21 protein-coding genes and 1 pseudogene are annotated in these 22,035 nt (G+C 73.3%); all 22 read right to left on the reverse strand.

Going from position 1 to position 22,035, the window contains the following annotated elements; translation table 11 throughout:
• Positions 1-26: 26 nt before the first annotated feature.
• Positions 27-899 carry an orotidine-5'-phosphate decarboxylase gene (pyrF, locus tag AC1VL8_RS14870; protein ID WP_483075710.1) on the reverse strand — a complete coding sequence of 291 codons (873 nt, stop codon included), beginning with the start codon at positions 897-899 and terminating at the stop codon, positions 27-29.
• Positions 896-4,255, reverse strand: a complete 3,360-nt coding sequence (gene carB / locus AC1VL8_RS14875; protein ID WP_483075711.1) for a carbamoyl-phosphate synthase large subunit — start codon at positions 4,253-4,255, stop codon at positions 896-898. The genes pyrF and carB overlap by 4 nt, the downstream gene beginning before the upstream one ends.
• Positions 4,255-5,481 (reverse strand): glutamine-hydrolyzing carbamoyl-phosphate synthase small subunit, encoded by a 1,227-nt coding sequence (gene carA / locus AC1VL8_RS14880; RefSeq protein WP_483075712.1) that lies wholly within the window; start codon positions 5,479-5,481, stop codon positions 4,255-4,257. Before carA ends, carB begins: the two co-directional genes overlap by 1 nt.
• Positions 5,478-6,020 carry a PH-like domain-containing protein gene (locus AC1VL8_RS14885; protein WP_389229315.1) on the reverse strand — a complete coding sequence of 181 codons (543 nt, stop codon included), beginning with the start codon at positions 6,018-6,020 and terminating at the stop codon, positions 5,478-5,480. The genes carA and AC1VL8_RS14885 overlap by 4 nt, the downstream gene beginning before the upstream one ends.
• The gene (locus AC1VL8_RS14890) at positions 6,020-7,372 is read right to left on the reverse strand and encodes a dihydroorotase (RefSeq protein WP_483075713.1); all 1,353 of its coding nucleotides are present in this window, start codon (positions 7,370-7,372) and stop codon (positions 6,020-6,022) included. The genes AC1VL8_RS14885 and AC1VL8_RS14890 overlap by 1 nt, the downstream gene beginning before the upstream one ends.
• Complete coding sequence (locus tag AC1VL8_RS14895) at positions 7,369-8,400, reverse strand: aspartate carbamoyltransferase catalytic subunit (protein ID WP_483075714.1); 1,032 nt, start codon at positions 8,398-8,400, stop codon at positions 7,369-7,371. Before AC1VL8_RS14895 ends, AC1VL8_RS14890 begins: the two co-directional genes overlap by 4 nt.
• Positions 8,397-8,987 (reverse strand): bifunctional pyr operon transcriptional regulator/uracil phosphoribosyltransferase PyrR, encoded by a 591-nt coding sequence (gene pyrR / locus AC1VL8_RS14900; RefSeq protein WP_483075715.1) that lies wholly within the window; start codon positions 8,985-8,987, stop codon positions 8,397-8,399. Before pyrR ends, AC1VL8_RS14895 begins: the two co-directional genes overlap by 4 nt.
• 180 nt (positions 8,988-9,167) lie before the next feature.
• Positions 9,168-9,584, reverse strand: coding sequence for a transcription antitermination factor NusB (gene nusB, locus AC1VL8_RS14905; protein ID WP_389229327.1), 417 nt, complete (start codon positions 9,582-9,584; stop codon positions 9,168-9,170).
• A 1-nt stretch (position 9,585) separates the two neighbouring features.
• The gene (gene efp, locus AC1VL8_RS14910; RefSeq protein ID WP_389229330.1) at positions 9,586-10,149 is read right to left on the reverse strand and encodes an elongation factor P; all 564 of its coding nucleotides are present in this window, start codon (positions 10,147-10,149) and stop codon (positions 9,586-9,588) included.
• 78 nt (positions 10,150-10,227) lie between these two features.
• Positions 10,228-10,692, reverse strand: coding sequence for a hypothetical protein (locus AC1VL8_RS14915; protein ID WP_389229333.1), 465 nt, complete (start codon positions 10,690-10,692; stop codon positions 10,228-10,230).
• Positions 10,689-11,339 (reverse strand): hypothetical protein, encoded by a 651-nt coding sequence (locus tag AC1VL8_RS14920; RefSeq protein WP_483075716.1) that lies wholly within the window; start codon positions 11,337-11,339, stop codon positions 10,689-10,691. Before AC1VL8_RS14920 ends, AC1VL8_RS14915 begins: the two co-directional genes overlap by 4 nt.
• 102 nt (positions 11,340-11,441) lie before the next feature.
• Positions 11,442-12,563, reverse strand: coding sequence for a 3-dehydroquinate synthase (gene aroB / locus AC1VL8_RS14925; RefSeq protein WP_483075717.1), 1,122 nt, complete (start codon positions 12,561-12,563; stop codon positions 11,442-11,444).
• The gene (locus tag AC1VL8_RS14930; protein ID WP_483075718.1) at positions 12,560-13,114 is read right to left on the reverse strand and encodes a shikimate kinase; all 555 of its coding nucleotides are present in this window, start codon (positions 13,112-13,114) and stop codon (positions 12,560-12,562) included. Before AC1VL8_RS14930 ends, aroB begins: the two co-directional genes overlap by 4 nt.
• Positions 13,111-14,301 carry a chorismate synthase gene (aroC, locus tag AC1VL8_RS14935; RefSeq protein WP_389229345.1) on the reverse strand — a complete coding sequence of 397 codons (1,191 nt, stop codon included), beginning with the start codon at positions 14,299-14,301 and terminating at the stop codon, positions 13,111-13,113. The genes AC1VL8_RS14930 and aroC overlap by 4 nt, the downstream gene beginning before the upstream one ends.
• Positions 14,302-14,314: 13 nt before the next feature.
• Positions 14,315-15,193 (reverse strand): hypothetical protein, encoded by an 879-nt coding sequence (locus AC1VL8_RS14940; protein ID WP_483075719.1) that lies wholly within the window; start codon positions 15,191-15,193, stop codon positions 14,315-14,317.
• Between the two features lies 1 nt (position 15,194).
• Positions 15,195-15,620: a hypothetical protein gene (locus AC1VL8_RS14945; protein ID WP_483075720.1), complete on the reverse strand. Its 426-nt coding sequence runs from the start codon at positions 15,618-15,620 to the stop codon at positions 15,195-15,197.
• Between the two features lie 303 nt (positions 15,621-15,923).
• Positions 15,924-16,985 carry a type IV pilus assembly protein PilM gene (gene pilM, locus AC1VL8_RS14950; RefSeq protein ID WP_389229354.1) on the reverse strand — a complete coding sequence of 354 codons (1,062 nt, stop codon included), beginning with the start codon at positions 16,983-16,985 and terminating at the stop codon, positions 15,924-15,926.
• Positions 16,986-17,075: 90 nt separating this feature from the next.
• Entirely contained in the window at positions 17,076-17,870 is a 795-nt protein-coding gene (locus tag AC1VL8_RS14955; RefSeq protein WP_389229357.1) for a prepilin peptidase, read from the reverse strand.
• Positions 17,871-17,895: 25 nt separating this feature from the next.
• On the reverse strand, positions 17,896-19,461 hold the full coding sequence (locus AC1VL8_RS14960) for a ricin-type beta-trefoil lectin domain protein (protein WP_483075721.1): 1,566 nt from the start codon (positions 19,459-19,461) through the stop codon (positions 17,896-17,898).
• A gap of 2 nt (positions 19,462-19,463) precedes the next feature.
• Positions 19,464-20,222: a PulJ/GspJ family protein gene (locus AC1VL8_RS14965; protein WP_483076264.1), complete on the reverse strand. Its 759-nt coding sequence runs from the start codon at positions 20,220-20,222 to the stop codon at positions 19,464-19,466.
• Positions 20,135-21,025, reverse strand: coding sequence for an Ig-like domain-containing protein (locus tag AC1VL8_RS14970; RefSeq protein ID WP_483075722.1), 891 nt, complete (start codon positions 21,023-21,025; stop codon positions 20,135-20,137). The genes AC1VL8_RS14965 and AC1VL8_RS14970 overlap by 88 nt, the downstream gene beginning before the upstream one ends.
• Positions 21,026-21,167: 142 nt before the next feature.
• Positions 21,168-21,938 (reverse strand): annotated as a pseudogene (locus AC1VL8_RS14975) (prepilin-type N-terminal cleavage/methylation domain-containing protein); the annotation flags it as partial.
• Positions 21,939-22,035: the final 97 nt, after the last annotated feature.

Below are 22,035 nucleotides of genomic sequence, written 5' to 3' on the forward strand. Positions count from 1 at the left end.
GTGGGGGTGGGGTGGGTGAGGTGGGGTCAGCGCAGGGCGTGGGCCGCGGCGTCGGCCGCCTGGTGCGCCGACGCGCGGAGCGCGGACCGGGTCGGGCCCGCCGCGAGGACGCCGCGCGAGGAGGACGCGAGGACCGCGTGCCGGGCGTGGCCGAAGACGGCGGCGAGCTCCGCGGGGCCGGCCCCCTGCGCGCCGACGCCGGGGGCCAGCAGCGGGCCGCGCACGGCCGCCAGGTCCACGCCGAGGCGGACTGCCGCGTCGCCGGTGGTGGCGCCGACGACGAGGCCGACGGACCCGAGCCCGGCTCCCCCGGTGCGCGCGAGCTCGGCGGCGTTCACCGCACCGGCCTCCCGTGCCACCCGGTCCGCGACGGCGACGCCCTCGGCGTCCCGCGCGTGCTGGACGGCCGCGCCCTCGGGGTTCGAGGTGAGCGCGAGCACGAACAGCCCGCGCCCGGTCGCCAGCGCGGCGTCGACCGCCGGGGCCAGCGACCCGAACCCGAGGTACGGCGACACCGTCAGCGCGTCCCCGGCGAGCGGCGACCCGTCGCGCAGGTACGCGTCGGCGTAGGCGCCCATCGTGGAGCCGATGTCGCCGCGCTTGGCGTCCACGACCACCAGCGTGCCGGTGTCCCGGCCCGCGGCGACGACCTCCTCCAGCACCGCGAGGCCAGCGGAGCCGTGGCGCTCGAAGAACGCGGCCTGCGGCTTGACGGCCGCGACCTGCCCCCCGACGGCCTCCATGACCGTCAGCGCGAACCGGCGCAGCCCCTCGGCGTCGTCGGGCAGCCCCCACGCGTCCAGCAGGGACACGTGGGGGTCGATGCCGACGCACAGCGGGCCGTGCTCGGCCATCGCCGCGCCGAGGCGCGCGCCGAACGGGACCGGGGTGCCCGTCACGCGCCCACCGCCGTGCCCGCCGCCGTCGCCGCGCGGCGCTGCGTGGTCGCCGCCCGGCGCGTCGCGGTGGCCGCGTCGTGCTCCTGCAGGCTCGCGACCCCGAACGGACCGGCCAGCGCCGCCTCGATGCCCTGCACCGCGGCCCCGAGCTGCTGCACGGTCGTCACGATGGCCTTGTCGGCCGCCGTCGTCGCCGCGCGGATCTCGTAGCCGTCGGCGCGGGCGCCCTGGCCGGACGGGGTGTTGACCACCATGTCGACCTCGCCGGCCGAGATGAGGTCGACGATCGTCGGCTCCCCCGCCGGCCCGCGGCCGCGGCTGAACTTCCGCACGACCGTCGAGGTGATGCCGTTGCGCTTGAGCACGGTCGCGGTGCCCTCGGTCGCGAGGATCTCGAAGCCCAGCTCCGCGAGCCGCTTGACCGGGAACACGATGGACCGCTTGTCCCGGTCCGCGACGGAGATGAACACCCGGCCGGACGTCGGCAGCCCGCCGAACGCCGCGGACTGGGACTTCGCGAACGCCGTCGGGAAGTCGGTGTCGAAGCCCATGACCTCGCCGGTGGAGCGCATCTCCGGGCCGAGCACGGTGTCGACCACGGTGCCGTCGGCGGTGCGGAACCGCTTGAACGGCAGCACGGCCTCCTTGACGGCGATCGGCGCGTCGAGGTCGATGACGCTCGCGTCGTCCTCGGGCAGCACGCCCGAGGCGCGCAGGTCCGCGATCGAGCGGCCGGTCATGATGAGCGCCGCCGCCTTGGCCAGCGGGACGCCGGTGGCCTTGGACACGAACGGCACGGTGCGCGACGCCCGCGGGTTGGCCTCGAGGACGTAGAGCACGTCGGACACCAGCGCGAACTGGATGTTCAGCAGCCCGCGGACCCCGACCCCGGCGGCGATCGCCTCGGTGGAGACCCGGATCCGCTGCAGCTCGGACTCCGACAGGCTGACCGGCGGCAGCACGCAGGCCGAGTCGCCGGAGTGGATGCCGGCCTCCTCGATGTGCTCCATCACGCCGCCGAGGAACAGCTCGGTGCCGTCGTACAGCGCGTCGACGTCGATCTCGATGGCGTCGTCCAGGAACCGGTCGATCAGCAGCGGCGGGAGGGAGCCGCCGCGCGCGGACGCGTCGGCCAGCGCGCGCTCGACGTACTCGGTGAGCTGGTCGTCCGAGTAGACGATCTCCATGCCGCGCCCGCCCAGCACGTAGGACGGGCGGACCAGGACCGGGTAGCCGATGCGGGCGGCGGTCTCCCGCGCGACGGGCAGCGTGGTGGCGGTGCCGAACGCCGGCGCGGGCAGCCCGGCGGCGGCGAGCACCGCACCGAACGCGCCGCGGTCCTCGGCGGCGTCGATGGCGGCCGGCGGGGTGCCGAGGATCGGCAGGCCGGCGTCCTCGAGCCGCTGCGCGAGCGACAGCGGGGTCTGCCCGCCGAGCTGCACGATGATGCCGGCGACGGGCCCGGCGGCCTTCTCGGCCTCGTAGACCTCGAGGACGTCCTCGAAGGTCAGCGGCTCGAAGTACAGCCGGTCCGCGGTGTCGTAGTCCGTCGAGACGGTCTCGGGGTTGCAGTTGACCATGACCGTCTCGAACTCGCCCTTGAGCGCCAGCGTCGCGTGCACGCAGGAGTAGTCGAACTCGATGCCCTGGCCGATGCGGTTCGGGCCGGAGCCCAGGATCAGCACCGCGGGCCGCTCGCGCGGGGCGACCTCGGTCTCCTCGTCGTAGGACGAGTAGTGGTAGGGCGTCCGGGCGGCGAACTCGGCGGCGCAGGTGTCGACGGTCTTGTAGACCGGGCGCACCCCGAGGGCCTGCCGCACCTGGCGCGCGACGTCCTCGGCGATGCCGCGCAGCTGCGCGACCTGCACGTCGGACAGGCCGTGGCGCTTGGCGCGCAGCAGCACCGCGCGGGTCAGCTCGGGGGCGGCGGCGGTCTCGGCGGCGACCTCGTTGATCAGCGCGAGCTGGTCGAGGAACCAGGGGTCGATCCCGGTGCGCGCGTACACCTCGTCGACGGACACGCCGGCGCGGAGCACCTGCTGCACGTCGACCAGGCGGTGCTCGGTCGGCACCGAGATCGAGGCGACGAGCGCGTCGAGCTCCTCGCCGGCGGCCGCGTCGCCGTCCCAGTGGAACGTCGTGCCCTTGCGGTCGATGGACCGCATGGCCTTGCCGAGCGCCTCGGTGAAGTTGCGGCCCATCGCCATCGCCTCGCCGACGGACTTCATCGTGGTGGTGAGGGTCGGGTCGGCGGCCGGGAACTTCTCGAACGCGAACCGGGGCACCTTCACCACGACGTAGTCGAGGGTGGGCTCGAACGACGCCGGGGTGGACCCGGTGATGTCGTTGGGGATCTCGTCCAGGGTGTAGCCGACGGCCAGACGGGCCGCGATCTTCGCGATCGGGAAGCCCGTGGCCTTCGACGCCAGCGCCGAGGACCGCGACACGCGGGGGTTCATCTCGATGACGATGATCCGGCCGGTGTCGGGGTGCACCGCGAACTGGATGTTGCAGCCGCCGGTGTCGACGCCGACCTCGCGGATGACCGCGATGCCGATGTCCCGCATCCGCTGGTACTCGCGGTCGGTCAGCGTCAGCGCCGGGGCGACGGTCACCGAGTCGCCGGTGTGCACCCCCACGGGGTCGACGTTCTCGATGGAGCAGACCACCACGACGTTGTCGTGCTTGTCGCGCATCAGCTCGAGCTCGTACTCCTTCCAGCCGAGGATCGACTCCTCTAGGAGCACCTCCGTGGTCGGCGAGTAGTGCAGGCCCTGGCCGACGATGCGGTGCAGGTCCTTCTCGTCGTAGGCGATGCCGGAGCCGAGCCCGCCCATCGTGAACGACGGGCGCACGACGACCGGGTAGCCCAGGTCCTCGACCGCCGTGAGGGCGTCGTCGAGGGTGTGCACGATCGCGGACCGCGCGGACTCGCCGCCGCAGACCTCGACGACCTGCTTGAACTGCTCGCGGTCCTCGCCCTTCTGGATGGCGGGGATGTTCGCGCCGATCAGCTCGACGCCGTACTCCTCGAGGACGCCGGCCTCGTCCAGGGCGATGGCCGCGTTCAGGGCGGTCTGGCCGCCGAGGGTCGGCAGGATCGCGTCGGGGCGCTCCTTGGCGATGATCGAGGTCAGCACCTCGGTCGTGATCGGCTCGACGTAGGTCGCGTCGGCGAACTCCGGGTCGGTCATGATCGTGGCCGGGTTGGAGTTCACGAGGACGACCCGCAGGCCCTCCTCCTTCAGCACGCGGCACGCCTGGGTGCCGGAGTAGTCGAACTCCGCGGCCTGGCCGATGACGATCGGGCCGGACCCGATGACGAGGACGGAGTGGATGTCGGTGCGGCGAGGCATCAGGCGCCCTTCGTGGTCGAGGTGACGTCGGTGGCCTGGCCCGCGGCGGCAGCACCCGCGGCGGGGTCGCGCATCAGGTCCAGGAACCGGTCGAACAGGTAGGCGGCGTCGTGCGGGCCGGCCGCGGCCTCCGGGTGGTACTGCACGGAGAACGCGGGCAGGTCGAGCGCCGCGAGGCCCTCCACCACGTCGTCGTTCAGGTCGACGTGCGACACCGTGACGCGGCCGTAGCGACCGCCGTCGTGCGGCGCGGTCGAGACCTCGTCCAGCGGGGCGTCCACGGCGAACCCGTGGTTGTGCGCGGTGATCTCGACGCGGCCGGTGGCGCGGTCGAGCACCGGCTGGTTCACGCCGCGGTGCCCGTAGCCGAGCTTGTAGGTCCCGTAGCCGAGCGCGCGGCCGAGGATCTGGTTGCCGTAGCAGATGCCGAAGAACGGGATCCGGCGGTCCAGCACCTCGCGGAGCAGCTCGACCTCGTGCGTCGCGGCGCCGGGGTCGCCGGGGCCGTTGGAGAAGAACACGCCGTCGGGCGCCGTGGCGAGCACGTCCTCGATGGACGACTGCGCGGGCAGGACGTGCACCTCGATGCCGCGCTCCGCCATCCGGTGCGGGGTCATCGCCTTGATGCCTAGGTCGACCGCGGCGACCCGCGCGACCGGCTCGGCCAGCGGCTCGCCGTCGGGGCCCAGCGCGGGCACGACGTAGGCGGTGTCGGTGGAGACCTCGCCGGCCAGGTCGGCGCCGGCCATCTGCGGGCGCTCGCGCACCTCGGTGACCAGGTCCTCGACCGCGCGGGGGCGGCCCGCGGCGTCCAGCAGCGCCTCGCCGGACACGATCGCGGCACGCATCACGCCGCGCTCCCGCAGGTGCCGCGTGAGCGCGCGGGTGTCGATGCCGGAGATGCCGACGACGCCCTGCGCCACCAGCTCCTCGTCCAGGCTGCGCTCGCTGCGCCAGTTCGACGCCCGGCGCGCGGGGTCGCGCACCACGTAGCCGGACACCCAGATCCGCCCCGACTCCGGGTCCTCGTCGTTGACGCCGGTGTTGCCGATGTGCGGCGCCGTCATCACCACGATCTGCTGGTGGTAGCTCGGGTCGGTGAGCGTCTCCTGGTAGCCGGTCATCCCGGTGTTGAAGACGATCTCGCCCCACGTCCGGCCGGTGGCCCCGTAGGCCTCGCCGGCGAAGGTCCGCCCGTCCTCGAGCACGAGCAGTGCGTCCGTCATGAGTTCTCCTCCGCACCCGCCGAGGCGGGCGTCGTGCCGATCAGGTCTGTGGTGGCCGTGCGCAGCGCGTCCGCCTCGTGGGCGTGCCGCAGCCGCAGGCCGGTGTCGAGGCCGCGCGCGTCGGTGGCGGGGTCCGGCGCCCAGGTGAGCACCACCAGCCCCTCGCCGCCGACGACCTTGCCGGCCATGCCGCCGGAGGTGCCGACCGCGCGCAGCGAGCCGCGCGGGACGAACACGTCCGGCGCCCCTCGTCGTCGCACGACCACGCCCGCGTCGCGGACCTGCACCGTGGCGGCCGACCGGACACCGAGGCCGTGGGCCCCGACCCGGTCCAGCCAGTCGCCGGCCCGGGTGGTGGACACGTAGGTCGCCGCCAGCTCCGCGGTGCGCGCCGCGCCGAGGGCGTCCTCCGCGGGGACCGCCGGGGGCGCCGGGACGTCCGCGGTGGCGCGGACGCGGTGCCGCCACCCGACGGCCATCGCGGACAGCGCGACGACGGCGAGCACCGACATGAGGGTGACCGAGAGCCAGGGCGGCATCAGGGCGTCACCCGCCCGGCGGCGAAGCCCGCGCGCTCCGGGTCGTCCTGCGGGACGCCGTCGAGCACCGTGGCGCGGCCGCGCAGGAACGTCGCGACGACCCGGCCGGGCAGCTCGCGGCCCCGCAGCGGCGAGTTCGCCGACGCGGTCGCCTGCTGCTCGGGGACGACCACCCGGCGCGCGTCGGGGTCGACCAGCACGAGGTTGGCCGGCTCCCCCACCGCGAGCGGGCGGCCCTGGTCCGCGACCCGGCCGATCCGCGCGGGCGTCTCGGACAGCACCCGGGCGACGTCCGCCCAGGTCATCCGGCCGGTGTCGACCATCGTCAGCTGCACCACCGACAGGGCGGTCTCCAGCCCGGTCATGCCGAACGCGGCGGCGGCCCACTCGCAGTCCTTGTCCTCGCGGGTGTGCGGGGCGTGGTCGGTCGCGACGATGTCGATCGTCCCGTCCGCCAGGCCCGCGCGGACCGCGTCGACGTCGCCCTGGGTGCGCAGTGGCGGGTTGACCTTGAACACCGGGTCGTAGCCGCGGGCCTCGTCGTCGGTGAGCACGAGGTGGTGCGGGGTGACCTCGGCGGTGACGTCGATGCCCCGGGACTTCGCCCACCGGATGATCTCGACCGAGCCGGCCGTCGACAGGTGGCAGACGTGCAGCCGGGACCCGACGTGCTCGGCGAGCAGCACGTCGCGGGCGATGATCGCCTCCTCGGCCACGGCGGGCCACCCCGCCAGGCCGATCTCCGCGGACACGACGCCCTCGTGCATCTGGGCGTTCTCGGTCAGGCGGGGCTCCTGCGCGTGCTGCGCGACCACGCCGTCGAACGCCTTCGTGTACTCCAGGGCGCGGCGCATCAGCACCGGGTCGTGCACGCACTTGCCGTCGTCGCTGAACACCCGCACGCGGGCGGCGGAGTCGGCCATCGCGCCCAGCTCGGCGAGGTGCTCCCCCGCCAGGCCGACGCTGACCGCGCCGACCGGGTGCACGTCGACCCAGCCCGCGGCCTGCCCGAGCCGCCAGACCTGCTCGACGACGCCCGCGGTGTCCTGCGTCGGCGTGGTGTTCGCCATCGCGTGCACGGCGGTGAACCCGCCCGCCGCGGCGGCGCGCGTGCCCGACGCGACGGTCTCCGCGTCCTCCCGGCCCGGCTCGCGCAGGTGGGTGTGCAGGTCGACCAGGCCGGGCAGCAGCACCATCCCGGTCGCGTCGATCACGTGCAGGTCGTCCGGGGCGTTCTCCGCCGCGTCGCCGGCCTCGGCACCGATCGCCGCGACGACGCCGCCCGCGACCAGGACGTCCGTACGCGCGCCGCCCAGCGGGGCGACGTCCTTCAGCAGGTACTGCGTGGTCATCGGGTGCTCACCTCGGGGGTCGGGACGATGGTCGGGACGGCGCCGGTCGCCGGTGGCGCCCCGGTGTCGCCGTCGCCGGCCAGCAGCAGGTACAGCACCGCCATCCGGACCGCGACGCCGTTCGCGACCTGCTCGACGATCACCGCGCGCGGCGAGTCGGCGGCGTCCGCGGAGATCTCCAGGCCGCGGTTCATCGGGCCGGGGTGCAGCACGATCGCGTGCGCCGGCAGCGTGGCCAGGCGCCGCGCGTCCAGGCCGTACAGCCGGGTGTACTCCAGCGGGCTCGGGAAGAACCCGCCGCCCGCCGTCGACATCCGCTCGCGCTGCACACGGAGCATCATCACCGCGTCCGGGCCCTGGGCGAGGACGTCGTCCAGCCGGTAGGACACCGCCGCCGGCCACGGGCCGACGCCCACGGGCAGCAGCGTCGGCGGCGCCACCAGCGTGACCCGCGCGCCGAGCGTGTGCAGCAGGTCGACGTTCGACCGCGCGACCCGGCTGTGCAGCACGTCCCCGACGATCGCCACGTGCAGGCCCGCGAGGTCGCGGCCGACGCCGTCCGGGTTCGTCGCGTCGCCCACGAGGTGCCGACGGATCGTGAACGCGTCCAGCAGGGCCTGCGTCGGGTGCTGGTGCATCCCGTCGCCCGCGTTCACCACACCCGCGTCGGTCCAGCCCGCGTGCGCCAGCGTGTGCGGTGCGCCCGAGGCCTGGTGCCGGATGACGATCGCGTCCGCGCCCATCGCCTGCAACGTCAGCGCGGTGTCCTTGAGCGACTCGCCCTTGGACACGCTCGAGCCCTTGGCGGAGAAGTTGATGACGTCCGCGCTCAGCCGCTTCGCCGCGGTCTCGAAGGAGATGCGCGTGCGGGTCGAGTCCTCGAAGAACAGGTTGACGACCGTGCGGCCGCGCAGCGTCGGCAGCTTCTTGATCTGCCGGCCCTGGGTCGCGGCCATCTGGCTCGCGGTGTCCAGGACACGGATCGCCGCCGCGCGGTCCAGGTCGGCCGTGGAGAGCAGGTGCCTCATCGCGCGGCCCCCTCGATCAGCACCGCGGTCCGGCCATCGGTCTCCGCCAGCAGCACGCGCACCCGCTCGGCGGTCGACGTCGGCAGGTTCTTGCCCACGAAGTCCGCGCGGATCGGCAGCTCGCGGTGCCCCCGGTCCACCAGGGCGGCCAGCTGCACCGCCCGCGGGCGGCCCAGGTCGTTCAGGGCGTCCAGCGCGGCACGGATGGTCCGGCCGGAGAACAGCACGTCGTCCACCAGCACGACGACCTTGCCGTCGATGCCGCCCGCCGGGACGCTCGTCGCGCCGATCGTGCGGGTCGGGTGCTGCGCCAGGTCGTCGCGGTACATCGTGACGTCGAGGCTGCCGACCAGGTGCTCGGCCACGAGGCCGGGCTCCACCGCGGCCAGCCGCTCCGCCAGGCGGCGCGCCAGCGGGACGCCGCGCGTCGGGATGCCGAGGACGACGAGGTCGTCGCCGCCCTTGTTGCGCTCGAGGATCTCGTGGGCGATGCGCGTCAGCGCGCGGGCCACGTCCTGCTCGCCCAGGACGACGGTGCTGCCGTGGGCAGCCGCTGCGTCGTCGGGCACGGGGGTACCGGAAGTCATCCGGGCCGTCTCCTTCCCCGCCTCACGGGACGGTGTTAAAGGAATTGCCTGTCCCGGGCACCCTACAGGGCCCGTCCGGGCGCGGCCGGTCGTGTCCACGTGAGCACCGCCACGCCGCCGGGACGCCGACGGCCCCCGCTCCACGAGGGAGCAGGGGCCGTCCGGGGCGTGCGCGGGACGTCAGGCCAGCAGCGTCGGCTTCAGGTCCACGACCCGGCCGAGCAGGCCGTTGACGAACCCGGGCGACTCGTCGGTCGACAGGTCGCGCGCGAGCTCGACGGCCTCGTCCACGGCGACCGCGTCGGGCACGTCGTCGTTGAACAGGATCTCCCAGGCGCCGATCCGCAGCAGCTCGCGGTCGACCGCGGGCATCCGCTCGATCGTCCAGCCGTGCGAGTGGGTCGCGATGATCTCGTCGATGCGGTCGCGGTGCGCGACCACGCCCTCGACGAGGTCGACCGAGTACTGCGGCAGCGCCGCCTCGGTGCCGGGCTGGGCGATCCGGTCGGCGAGCAGCGTCAGCGGGTCGAGGCGGCGCTGCTCCGCCTCGAAGAGGACGTCGAGGGCCCGCTTGCGGGCCTTGGTGCGGGCACCCACGTCAGTCGTTCACGCGACCCAGGTAGCTGCCGTCGCGGGTGTCGACCTTGACCTTGGTGTCCGACTCGAGGAACAGCGGGACCTGGATCTGGTAGCCGGTCTCCAGCGTGGCGGGCTTGGTGCCGGCCGACGAGCGGTCGCCCTGCAGGCCGGGCTCCGTGTACGTGACCATGAGGGTCACCGACGGGGGCAGCTCGACGTAGAGCGGCACGCCCTCGTTGGTCGCGACCATCGCCGTGGTGCTCTCGAGCATGAAGTTCGCGGCGTCGCCGACGGTGGCGGCCGGGACGGTGATCTGGTCGTAGTTGTCCGTGTCCATGAACACGAAGTCCTCGCCGTCCTTGTACAGGTACTGCATGTCGCGCTTGTCGACGTTCGCGGTCTCGATCTTCAGGCCCGCGTTGAACGTCTTGTCGACGACCTTGCCGGACAGGACGTTCTTCAGCTTGGTGCGCACGAACGCGCCGCCCTTGCCGGGCTTGACGTGCTGGAACTCGATGACCGTCCAGAGCTGGCCGTCGATCTTCAGCACGGTGCCGTTCTTGAGGTCGTTCGTCGTCGCCACGTCACTGCTTCCTGTCAGGGGTCTCGGGAGCCTCGCCACGCGCGTCCGCGCCGGGACGGGGCTGGGCCGCCGACCATCTTAGCGCGTGAGCAGCCACCGACCCGCGACACCCGCGGCCGCCGCCCACACCAGCGAGGCGAGCGTGCCGATCACGAACCGCTCCGACACCGCGGGGTCGTCGCCGCCGCGCAGCTCCGGGTACCGGCCGAGACCCTTGACCGCCACGACGACGGCGACGCCGCCCGGCTCCCCGGCGAGCAGCGTGCCGGTGACCGCGAGCCGTTCGAGGACGCCGATCCAGGTGCCTCCGCGCAGCTTGGCCCGGGCACGGTCACCGTCGGGGCCGTCGCCGGCGCGGGCCCGGCGGCGTCGGCCCCGGCGGGTGCCGGCGTCCGGCTCGACCTCCGGCGGGGCGGCGTCGGGGCCGTCGTCCGGCGCCGGCCGGTCCGCGAGGCGCAGCACGCCCGCGGCGGCGACCCAGCCGAGCCCGGCGCTGACCACGAGCGCGGCCAGCACGACCACGGCTCCCCACAACGGTGTCACGCGGCGCCCTCCCCGCCCGCGGCGAGCCCGAGCAGGCGGGCCGCGGCCGGTCTCGCCGCCGTCTCCTCAGCCCACATCGCCGTCTTGAGTCGCATGCTCACCGCCTGCTGGCTGATGCCCAGAGCAACCGCGAGGTCCTCCTGCCGGACCGGCGTCGCGCTCCGTCGCACCAGCTCGACGACGGCGCGCCCCTCGGGGGTCCGGCGAGCGGCGATCGCCCCGAGCAGCGCCAGCACCGCCTCGGCCTCGGCCGCTAGGTCGACCCGGTCGCCGCGGACCGACACCGGCGGTGAGCTGCGCGGTCGGCGCGCCTTCGCAGCCTCCACAGCCTCGCGTGCGAGCACGAACGCCGATCCCGATCCCGCACGAGCACTGGCCGGCAGCGGCGCGTCGACCGCCCCCGCGCCGACACCGATGGTCCAGCCGCCGATGTGCAGCAGGTGCAGCGTGACGTCGACCGCCAACCTCGGATCCGAGAACACCGCCTGCACCTCGTCCCCGGCGGTGCGCTCGAACGGGCGCACCAAACCACTCGGCGAGGCACCGGCGAGTGCGAGCGGGCCGTCGCTCGACAGACCGGCAAGCAGCGCGTCCACCTGGTCGCCCCGCTTCCGACTGGCTTCTTGGTCGACCGTCAGGACCCACATGGGGCGAGCATAGGGACCCGGACCGTCGCGCACAACATCGAAAGTTTGTACTAGCCACAAACAAAGAGCAATGCTTGTACACGCTCCGTACAAGTAGGGCGATCAGCCCAGCGAGATACCACGCACCGGTGCCGCGCCCTCGGCGATCTCCGCGTACGCCGCGACCAGCAGCGTCGGGTCGGGTCCCTCGAGCCGCGCGGGCCGCGCGACGCCGTCCAGGACCACGAACCGCAGCAGGTCCCCGCGGGCCTTCTTGTCCCGGCGCATCGCCGCGTGCAGCTGGTCCCAGCGGTCGCCGCGGTACGTCGTCGGCAGGCCGAGGCCGGTGAGGATCGACCGGTGCCGGGCCACCACGGCCTCGTCCAGCCGACCGGCGAGCCGCGCGAGCTCCGCGGCGTAGACCATGCCGACCGCGACGGCCGCGCCGTGCCGCCAGGAGTACCGCTCCACGTGCTCGATCGCGTGGCCGAGGGTGTGCCCGTAGTTGAGGATCTCCCGCAGGCCCGCCTCGCGGAGGTCCTCCCCCACGACCCGCGCCTTCACGGCGACCGCGCGCTCCACCAGCTCGGCCACCACCTCCGACGACGCGGCCCGCACCGGGTCGGTGACCTCGGGACCGTGCGCCTCGACCAGCTCGAGGATCCGCGGGTCCGCGATGAACCCGCACTTGACCACCTCGGCCAGGCCCGCCACGTAGTCGTGCCGCGGCATGCTCTCCAGCGCGGCGAGGTCGCACAGCACCCCGGCCGGCGCGTGGAACGTCCCGACCAGGTTCTTGCCCTCGACCGTGTTGATGCCCGTCTTGCCGCCCACGGCCGCGTCGACCATCGCCAGCAGCGTCGTCGGCACGTGCACCACCCGCACGCCGCGCAGCCAGGTCGACGCCACGAACCCCGCGAGGTCGGTCGTCGCGCCGCCGCCCAGGCCGATGATCGCGTCGCTGCGCGTGAAGTCCGCCTGGCCCAGCACCTGCCAGCAGAACGACGCGACCTGCGCCGACTTGGCCGGCTCGGCGTCCGGGACCTCGGCGAGCAGGGCCTCGTACCCGTGCGCCACCAGGTCCTCGCGCACGGCGTCCGCGGTGGTCGCCAGCGCGGCCGGGTGGATCACCAGCACCTTGCGGACGCCCTCGCCCAGCAGCCGCGGCAGCTCGCCCAGCAGGTTGCGGCCGATCACGACCTCGTAGGGCTGCTCCCCGGAGACCTGCACCGTGCGCGTCGTCATCGTCCCGCCTCGTTCCCGTCCTCGCGCTGGTCCGCCAGCGCCTGCTCGATCCGCTCCGCGACCTGCGCCGGCGTCAGGTCGTCGGTCGACACCGTCACCGTCGCGACCCGCTCGTACACCGGCCGCCGCTCCGCCATCAGCGCCTGCCACCGCGCCCGCGGGTTGCCGAGCAGCAGCGGCCGCGACTGGTTGAACCCCACCCGCGGGGCCGCGTGCCGCAGGCTCACGTCGAGGAACACCACCACGCCGCCCCCGGCCCGGTACGCCGCCAGCTCCTCCTGCGTGCCCGGGTGCAGCACCGAGCCGCCGCCGAGCGCCAGCACGCCGTCGTGCTCGGCCAGCGCGACCCGCACCGCCTCGTGCTCCAGCTCGCGGAACCGCGGCTCGCCATCCTCGACGAAGATCTCCGCCACCGGCTTGCCCGCGGCACCGGCGACGTCCGCGTCCGTGTCCCGCGCGGCGAGGTGCCACCGCCCGGCGAGCGTCTGCGCCACCGTGGACTTGCCCGAGCCGGGCGGTCCCACCAGGACCACCCGCGGCCGGTCGGTCATCGCAGCAGGTCGGGGATCGCCGCGACGTACGCCTCGAGGTTGCGGCGCACCTCGCCGACGGAGTCGCCGCCGGTCTTCTCCAGCAGCGCGTCCGCGACCACCAGCGCGACCATCGCCTCGGCGACGACGGCGGCCGGGGGCACCGCGCACACGTCGGAGCGCTGGTGCTGCGCCGTGGCCGGCTCGCCGCTGGCGGTGTCGACCGTCGCCAGGGCGCGCGGCACCGTCGAGATCGGCTTCATCGCCGCGCGGACCCGCAGGACCTCGCCGTTCGTCATGCCGCCCTCCAGGCCGCCGGCCCGGTTGGTGGCCCGCCGGATCACGCCGTCGGCGTCCCGCGCCATCTCGTCGTGCGCCTGCGAGCCGCGGCGGGTCGCGGTGCGGAAGCCGTCGCCGACCTCGACGCCCTTGATCGCCTGGATGCCCATGAGCGCACCGGCCAGGCGCGCGTCGAGCCGCCGGTCCGCGTGCACGTACGAGCCCAGCCCGGACGGCAGCCCGTAGACCAGCACCTCGACGACGCCGCCGAGGGTGTCGCCGGCCTTGTGGCAGTCGTCGATCTCCGCGACCATCGCCGCCGACGTCGCCGCGTCGAGGCAGCGCACCGGGTCGGCGTCCAGCGCCTCGACGTCGTCGGGCGTCGGCAGCACCGTCCCGTCCGGGACCGTCACCGGGCCGATGCCCACGACGTGCGACACGAGCCGCACGCCCGCGGCCTGCTCGAGGAACCGCGCCGCGACCGTGCCGAGGGCCACGCGGGCGGCGGTCTCCCGCGCGGACGCGCGCTCCAGCACGGGACGCGCGTCGTCGAACGCGTACTTGCGCATGCCGACGAGGTCCGCGTGACCCGGACGCGGCCGGGTCAGCGGCGCGTTGCGGGCACGGTTGAGCTTCTCCGGGTCGTCGACCGGGTCGGACGACATGACGTCGACCCACTTCGGCCACTCCGTGTTGCCGATCTCGATCGCGACCGGACCGCCCTGCGACTCCCCCAGGCGCACGCCGCCGAGGATCCGCACCTCGTCCTGCTCGAACGACATCCGCGCGCCCCGGCCGTAGCCCAGGCGGCGGCGCGCGAGCGCGGCACGGATGTGCGCGGACTCGACCTCGACCCCCGCGGGGAGGCCCTCCAGCACGCCCACCAGGGCAGGACCGTGCGACTCACCGGACGTCAACCAACGGAGCATGGGGCGGAGTCTTTCACGTCGGGGGGACACCACCGCGCCCCGGTCCACGAGGTGGGCCGGGGCGCGGGGTGGTGCGAGGTGCTGCGGGTGTCAGCCGAGCAGCGGGTTGCGGTTCGGGTCCGCGCCGGGGAGCGTCGCCGCGAGCTCCTCCGGGGTGACCACGGGGATCGAGCTTGTCGTCCGGCAGCACGTACAGGTAGCCGGAGACCACGAGCTCGACGTCGCCGGGCGCCGTCGCCGGCTTGCCGCCGCCGGCCGCGGCCTCGTCCTGGCCGGTGCCGGTCACGGTCGTCACCAGCAGCAGCCGGTCGGTCTGCTGCTGCACCGCGTCGACCCAGGCGAGGACGTTCGCGTAACTGCCGACGACCGTCATCGAGATCGGCACGTCGATGAGGCCGGCGGGCACTGCAGCGGCCGCTGCGGCGGCTGCCGCCACGGCCGGGTCGACCGTGGTGGTGGCGTCGGCGGCAGCGCCGGCGTCGTCGGCACCCTCGGTGGTCTCGGGCTCCGTGACCGTCGCGACGGCCGGCGGGACCGGCGAGGCGAACAGCTCGGGCGTCGACGGGCTGACCGCGGTCAGCGAGACCCCGTGCTCGGCGGCCTTGGCGTCGACCTGCCGCAGGTAGTCGGAGATGTCCGCGGTGGTCGGGACCTGGACCTGCAGCGCGGCCAGCTCGGCCTTGCTCTGGTCCAGGGTCTCGAACTGCGCCTTGAGCGTCTGGATCCGCGACCGGGCGGCGTCGTTGTCGGCCTCGACGCCCTGCGCGGTGGTGAGCGTCTCGCCGGCTGTCGTGAGAACCGGAGAGACCAGCAGGAACCAGCTGCCGACCATGATCAGCAGCGCGATGAAGACCGTCCCGGCGACCCAGGTGCTCGTCTTGGACTGTCTCATGTCACTCGTCCCCTTCGGCGGCGGCCGGCTGCTCGGCGGCGAACCGCTGCAGCAGTGCCGCGTCGTTCAGCTGAGCCGTGAGCGACACCGCGTAGTAGGTGGTGCCCTCCTCCTCGGCGGTGGCCACGGACGACACCCACGTGCTGTCGAGGCCGGGCAGCGCGTCGAGCGCGTCGATCAGGTCGGCGGCCACCGGCGGGGTGGTCGACCGCACCTGGAGCGCCACGTTGCCGATGCTCGCGCCCTGGAGCGGGTCGGTGCCCGTCACGGGCAGCGCCACCGGCGACGGCCCGGTGAGCGCGAAGTCGTCGATGCTCATCCCGACCGGCAGGACCGCGGAGATCGCGTCGAGGTAGGACTTCCAGGACACCTCGGGCGCCATGCCGAGGTCGCGAGCGAGCGTGGTCTGCGTGATCGCGCCGAGCACGCGCGGGACCTCCGCGTAGGTGGCCTCCTCCGCGCGCAGGGCGATCTGGGTGTCCTCTGCCGCGGAGAAGCTCCGCGTCGGCGGCCGAGCGCGCGAGCACCGCGCCGCCGTAGCCGAGGGCGACCAGGACCAGGACGGCGACCAGGCTGATGCCGAGCCACCGCTTGACGACGGAGAGCGAGCGCGCGGCGCGGACCTCCGGCGGCAGCAGGTTGACCTGCGGCAGGCCGGCGACGAACGCGGCGGGCGCGCCGCCCTTGGGCTTCTTCGCCGGGCGTGTGGCCGGGCGTTCCGCGGTGGCGGTCATGCAGCGACTCCGTGGGCGAGGCCGACGGGCATGGCGACGAGGGACTCGATGCCGGCCAGCCGGGAGCGGTCGAGGGACTTGCCCAGGCGCAGCCCCTGCAGGGCGTCGCCCAGTGCGACGGGGATCCGGCTGGAGCTGGAGAGGTACTGGCCCAGGCCGGGCAGGTGGGCGCCACCACCGGTGAGCAGCACGCCCTCGATGCCCGCGCCCGGGTGGTTGCCCGCGTAGTAGACGAACGTGTTGCGGATCGACTCGACGAGCTGCCGACCGATCGCGGCGATCGCCTCGCCCGCCGACTCCGCGCCGGGAGGCGCCTGGAACTGCAGACCGACCTCGCGCTTGAGGCCCTCGGCCTCGTGCGCGGTGATGCTCATGGAGGTCGCGACGGCGTCCGTGATGTGCTGCCCGCCGGTCGGGATCATCCGGACGAGCACCGGCACACCGCGGGCGGAGATCACGACGTTGGTGACCCGAGCGCCGATGTCCACGAGCGCGACCGTGGACTCGCCGACACCGCCCCGGGCGAGCGCCCGGACGAGCGCGAACGCGTTGAGGTCGACCATCGTCGGCTTGAGGCCCGCGGACTCGGCGGCGAGCACGTTGGCCGCGACCGTGTCGCGCTGAGCGGCGACCAGCAGGCCGCGCACCGTACGGCCGCGGTCCGTCGTCGCCTCACCCGTCGGGTAGAAGTCGAGCAGCGCGTCACCTCCCGCGACGGGGATCAGCTCCTGCACCTGGTACGGCAGGGACGCCTTGAGCTGCGGGAGCGGCATCCAGGGCAGCTCCATCTCGCGGACGACCACGCGCTGGTTGCCGACCCCGAGGACGACGTCCTTGGTGCTGAACCCGGCCTGCTGCCAGAGCTGCTTCAGCGCGTGCGACACGACCGCCTGCTCGACGACCTCGCCGTCGCGCACCGCGCCCGGGGGCAGGTCCACCTGACCGAACCGCTCGAACGTCCCGTTGCCGCCGGCGGGACCGCCGCCGCCGAAGGCCACCTCGGCGGCGCGCACGGCGCTCGTCCCGATGTCCAGCCCGACCACACGTGAGGAGGCCACCGCACGTCCCTTCATCGATTGTCTTCAGTGCCTATCGGGCAGCCCGGGGGCGCCCTTGAGAAGTCGTGCGGGTGGGATCGCCGACAAACGTCAGAACACCGCCAGGTAGGACGCCCAGAGCGGCTCCCCCGCGGCGATCCCCAGAATGGCGCCCGCGATCATCCACGGGCCGAACGGAATACCGGACTTGCGCCCCGCCCGCCGGGTCACCAGCAGGCCGATGCCGAACACGCCACCGAGGACGAACGCACCGAACGCGCCGACCGCCAACGCGCCCCAGCCGAACCACCCGAGGTAGAGACCCAGCACCCCGGCGAGCTTGACGTCGCCGAATCCCATGCCGCGCGGGTTGACGGCGAACAGCACGAAGAAGAACGCGGCGAGGGCGGCCGCGCCGATGACCGCGCGCACGGCCGCGCCCGTGTCGAGCGACCCGTCGGGTGCGAGGTCGGCCAGCAACAGCAGCCCCGCGCCGACGCCGTACGACGGCAGCACGATCGCGTCCGGCAGCCGGTGCACGTCGAGGTCGATCAGCGTGAGCGCCACCATGACGGCGGCCAGGTACAGCATCGCCGGCAGCGCCCAGAGCGTGAGCGTCTCCGAGACGAACCACCCGGTGAGCGCGAACAGGAGCGCCGTGCCCGCCTCGACCAGCGGGTAGCGGCGCGCGATCGGCGCGCCGCAGTCCCGGCAGCGGCCGCGCAGCGCCAGCCACGACAGCACGGGGACGTTGTCGCGGGACCGGATCCGGTGCCCGCACGCCGGGCAGGCCGACGGCGGGCTGACCACGGACTCGCCGCGCGGGACCCGCCACACGACGACGTTGAGGAACGAGCCGACGAGCAGGCCGAGCAGCGCACTGCACGCGATGACCAGACCCGTCACGACGACGCTCCCCCTGCGGCGCTGGTCATGGCCGGGTGCCCTCCACGTAGTCGCCGATCTGCGCGTCGGACTTCTGCGGCGGCGCGTTCCACTTCTGGTCGGCCTCGCCGGAGCACGAGGTCACGACGATCTTCGACCAGGCGGACTTGTACTTGTCGTCGCTCAGGCCGACGCAGCGGCCCAGGTAGTCCACGAACGTGTAGGAGTTCGCCGAGTTCCCCGTGTTCTGGTACCGGTCCCACTGCTGAGCCGGCGCGGTGGTGCTGCAGCTGCTGGTCAGCGTGACGTACGTGCCGCCGGCGCCGGGCGCCTGCAGGCAGTAGGTCTTCGAGGTGTTGTTGTCCACCCGGACGCTGATCCGCTGGTTCTCCAGCACCGACTGCCCGACCGGCGGCTCGGAGTAGTACCACTTGTGGTTCCAGTTGAGCTTGGAGCCGCCGGTGGGGTCCTGCTTGCACGGGTACACGATCATGAACGCCGATCCGACGGTCTGGTCGGTCACGTCGAAGCAGCGACCGAACTCGAGGTAGTTGACGATCTGGATCGTCTCGTACTTCGCGCCACCGGCGCCGACGGCCGGGTCCGGGTTGAACGAGCCCCACGCCTGGTCGCTCGCGCACGAGCCGATGTGCAGCTTGGCGCCGTTGATCGCGCCGGAGTTCGTGGTGCCCGCGAACAGGCACGACCCCGAGTAGTCGGTGATGCTGTCGTTCTCGCCCCGCCACCGGGCGCCGGTGTCCCAGCTCCACAGCTGCTGCCACCGCGAGGCATCCGTCGTGCACTCCTGCAGCTTCGCCTGCACGGACCCCGACCGCGGGTCGCCGCCGATGCACAGCGCCTTGCCACCGGGGAGCGTCGACACCGACAGCTCGAGCTTGTAGTCGGCGTCGTAGACCCAGAGCTCGCGGTCGTCGTCCGCACCGCACTGGTCCTTGGGCACGTAGGTGATCGTCGACCCCACCGTGGTGTTGTCGGCGCGCAGGCAGTACTGGTCGCCGAACGTGTAGATGCGACCGCCGTTGATGTTGCTGTTCGTGGTGTTGAACTGGTAGACGCTGGACAGCGAGCGGTCCGCCTCGTCCGCGGACAGCCGCGGCGTCGTCTCGGAGAAGCCCTGGGCGCTGATGTACGCGTACGCGGGCTGGGTCGCGGGGCGGCAGCCCGTCATCTTGTTGTTCGCCAGCCACGTGGCGGACTGCCCGGCGGGGTCGTCCTTGTAGTACCGGACCTGCACCGAGTAGCGCAGCTCGCCGGTCGCATCCGCGACGGTGCCCGACAGGGTGCACGGGAGCTGGGTGAGGTCGCCGTAGACGGCTCCGGTGAAGTCCGCGGCGCCGCCCGCCGAGCGGATGCGGCTCAGCGCCGCCTCGACACCGGCCTCGGCCGCGAAGATGGTCCGGGTGTTCTTCCGTGCGAACTCGGTGGGGCGGGTCTGCGCCATCACCAGGGCGAGCACGACCATGCTCAGCGACGCCATGATCAGCACCAGCAGGATCGAGCTCATCATCGCGACGCCGCTGTCGCGGCCGATCGCCTCGAGGAGGGTCCGGCGACGGGCGCCCGCACCCCGCGTCGTGGTCCGCTTGCGCATGGTCAGGGCCTTCCCGCCGCGGACACGCAGACCTGCGTGTCCGACCTGCCGTCGTTGTTCGCGTCCGCGTTGCTGACCGACGCGACGCTGCTGTTGCGTGCCACGAACGTCGTCTCGCTCACGGCCTTCGCCCCCGCGAGGTCGTTGCCGACCGTCAGGCGCAACGTCAGCCGCTGCCGGGGCTCGTTCTTCGTCGCGATCGCCTGGTGCACCTGGAACGGGTACGGCCGCGCCGGGCTGGCGTCGTCCGGGAGCACGTCGGAGATGACCGTCGTCCACGCGGGGATCGACGGCGTCGCCACGTCCCGCCACGTGCGGAACTGCAGGTCGCCGCTGCCGGGCACCCACCGCCACTGCGTGCACATCGCGACGCCGGTGCTGGACACCGCGGCGCCGGTACGGAACTCCACGTACTGCGCACCGCTCGTGCCGGTGCCGGGGTAGTTCACCGACTCCGCGTACCGGACCTGGCGCTCCATGCGCTGGAACGTGTTCCGGAGCGAGTCGCCGGACGCCGCGGTGACGTCGGCCCGCACGGTACCGCGGGTCATGATGACGACGCCGGCCATGAACACCGCGATCACGACCATGAAGATGCCCATCGCGACGAGCAGCTCGACGAGCGTCATCCCCTCGTCGCGACGCTCGGGTCGCAGCGCCCTGCGGACCCGGCTCACTTCGTGGTCACCGTGACCGTGACCGGGTCGGACACGAGGTCCGCGTACTGGCCCGTGCCCTGCAGCGTGTAGGTGAAGGTGCACGTGGTCGCCTTGTTCACGTCCGGCGTCTGGAAGTTGACCCGGCCGTTCTGGATGTCGTTCTGCTGGCTCGGGAACGAGCCGCACGACGGCTTGCTCAGGATCGGCGACAGCTGGACGGTCCCGCCGTAGTTCATCGGCGCGTCGTTCTGCCCGATGTACAGGCTGACCGTCGACTTCCGGTTCTGGTTGGTGAACGTGTCCGGCTGCGCGACGGGCATGATCATCAGCGTGATCGTCTTGACCTCGGACTTGACCGACGAGTCCGGCGTCATCACGCGGTACTGGAACGTCCACCTGCCCAGCACGTTGCCCTGCTGCGCGTACGCGACCTGCGTGCCGATGCGGTTGTTGCTGGCGTTGTAGGCCTTGCCGTTCACGAAGACCTGGCCCTGGTTCGCCGAGACCGACATGACCTCGACGAGGTAGCCGGCCGGGTTCCCGGTGATGCCGAGCATGTTGAGGTCCAGGGTCGAGCCGTTCACCGTCGCCGGGACCCGCACCGTCAGGTCCGCGGACTTCGGGGGCGCCCAGGCGGTGACGGTGATCGAGACCTTGGCCTGGTTCTCGCTCACCAGCCCGCTGGTGTCGGTCACCTTGTACTCGAGCGTGTCGGCGCCGATCTGGCCCGGCGTGTACACGATCGAGGTGCCGGAGACCGTCGCGGTGCCCTTGGTCGGCTTGGTGATGATCTGGATCGACGCGGGAGTCGCGAAGTCGTTGGCGGTGACCGGGATCGTCACGGTCTGGCCCTGCGACGTGGTGGCCGTGTCGTCCTTGACCACGGGGGTGACCTTGACCCGCACCGTGGCGTCGTTCGACTCGCGACCGGCCTGGTCCTTGAGCTTGTAGGTGAAGCTTCTTGTTGCCCGACCAGTAGCTGCCGGGCGACTGCGCCGGGTTGTACAGGACCGTCCCGTCGGCCTGCAGCGTCGCCGTGCCGTGCGTGGGGGCGGTCACCAGGCGGACCGGGTTCGAGACGACGACGCCCAGGATGTCGTTCCGCAGCACCTCGACCGGGACGGCCGTGCCACCCGCGTACGCGACCGCGTCGTCGTCGACGGCGATCGGGCGGGTGGTGTTGTTCCAGGTGAGGTCGGAGTTCGGGTCGATCAGCGAGGCGACCTGGTACGAGCAGCCGTCCGGGGGGCAGGACTGGCTGTCCCAGGTGACCTGGACGATGACGCGCATCAGGCGGGTGTAGCCCGACGGGACCGAGGTGGGCTCGGTCGCCCCGACCGTGCCGCATGCGGCGTTGGCGTCGGCCTTCGAGCGGTAGCACGGTCCGACCAGGGTCAGCGCGGAGTACTCGAGGTTGTTCAGGGTGGAGGTGCGGGTCAGCGGGACGGCGTCGTCCGTGGTGCCGGCCAGCGCGGTCGTGGCCGGGTCCCACGCCGGGTAGGTCTGGGAGTAGCCCTCCAGGCCGGCGGTCGCGACGGACGCCCAGGCGGCGTCGACGTCGCTCTTGGTCCGCCCGGCCACCAGGCCGCTCGTCGCGCCGTTCAGCTTGGCGGCGACCGAGTACGCGCTCTCCATCGCCTCGTTCGCGACGACCACGGCGTTCTGGGACTGCTGCTGGTGGCTGACCGCCCGGGTCCCGCCGACGAAGAAGTACAGCGCCGCCGTGGCCGTGATGGTCAGCAGCGCGAGGGAGACGATGACCTCGACGAGGGTGAAGCCTGCGTCGTCCTGCGGGACGGTGGGGCGGCGCCGGGCCATGGGGAGGTCTCCTGTCGGGGTGGGCTGCGTACCGGAGCCGGAGCGGCCAGGTGGGCCCGAGCGCGTGCTCGGGCCCACCTGGGTCGTGCGGGGTGAG

The sequence above is a fragment of the Cellulomonas sp. KU4C genome (genome assembly GCF_056868065.1).

What these genes read in the sequence shown, in the direction of transcription:
- carB (WP_483075711.1), bottom strand. Translation starts at nt 4,255, where the DNA reads ATGCCTCGCCGCACCGACATCCACTCCGTCCTCGTCATCGGGTCCGGC.
- AC1VL8_RS14920 (WP_483075716.1), bottom strand. Translation starts at nt 11,339, where the DNA reads ATGTGGGTCCTGACGGTCGACCAAGAAGCCAGTCGGAAGCGGGGCGAC.
- AC1VL8_RS14940 (WP_483075719.1), bottom strand. Translation starts at nt 15,193, where the DNA reads ATGAGACAGTCCAAGACGAGCACCTGGGTCGCCGGGACGGTCTTCATC.
- carA (WP_483075712.1), bottom strand. Translation starts at nt 5,481, where the DNA reads ATGACGGACGCACTGCTCGTGCTCGAGGACGGGCGGACCTTCGCCGGC.
- AC1VL8_RS14960 (WP_483075721.1), bottom strand. Translation starts at nt 19,461, where the DNA reads ATGCGCAAGCGGACCACGACGCGGGGTGCGGGCGCCCGTCGCCGGACC.
- AC1VL8_RS14895 (WP_483075714.1), bottom strand. Translation starts at nt 8,400, where the DNA reads ATGAGGCACCTGCTCTCCACGGCCGACCTGGACCGCGCGGCGGCGATC.
- AC1VL8_RS14890 (WP_483075713.1), bottom strand. Translation starts at nt 7,372, where the DNA reads ATGACCACGCAGTACCTGCTGAAGGACGTCGCCCCGCTGGGCGGCGCG.
- aroB (WP_483075717.1), bottom strand. Translation starts at nt 12,563, where the DNA reads ATGACGACGCGCACGGTGCAGGTCTCCGGGGAGCAGCCCTACGAGGTC.
- pyrR (WP_483075715.1), bottom strand. Translation starts at nt 8,987, where the DNA reads ATGACTTCCGGTACCCCCGTGCCCGACGACGCAGCGGCTGCCCACGGC.
- aroC (WP_389229345.1), bottom strand. Translation starts at nt 14,301, where the DNA reads ATGCTCCGTTGGTTGACGTCCGGTGAGTCGCACGGTCCTGCCCTGGTG.
- AC1VL8_RS14885 (WP_389229315.1), bottom strand. Translation starts at nt 6,020, where the DNA reads ATGCCGCCCTGGCTCTCGGTCACCCTCATGTCGGTGCTCGCCGTCGTC.
- AC1VL8_RS14930 (WP_483075718.1), bottom strand. Translation starts at nt 13,114, where the DNA reads ATGACCGACCGGCCGCGGGTGGTCCTGGTGGGACCGCCCGGCTCGGGC.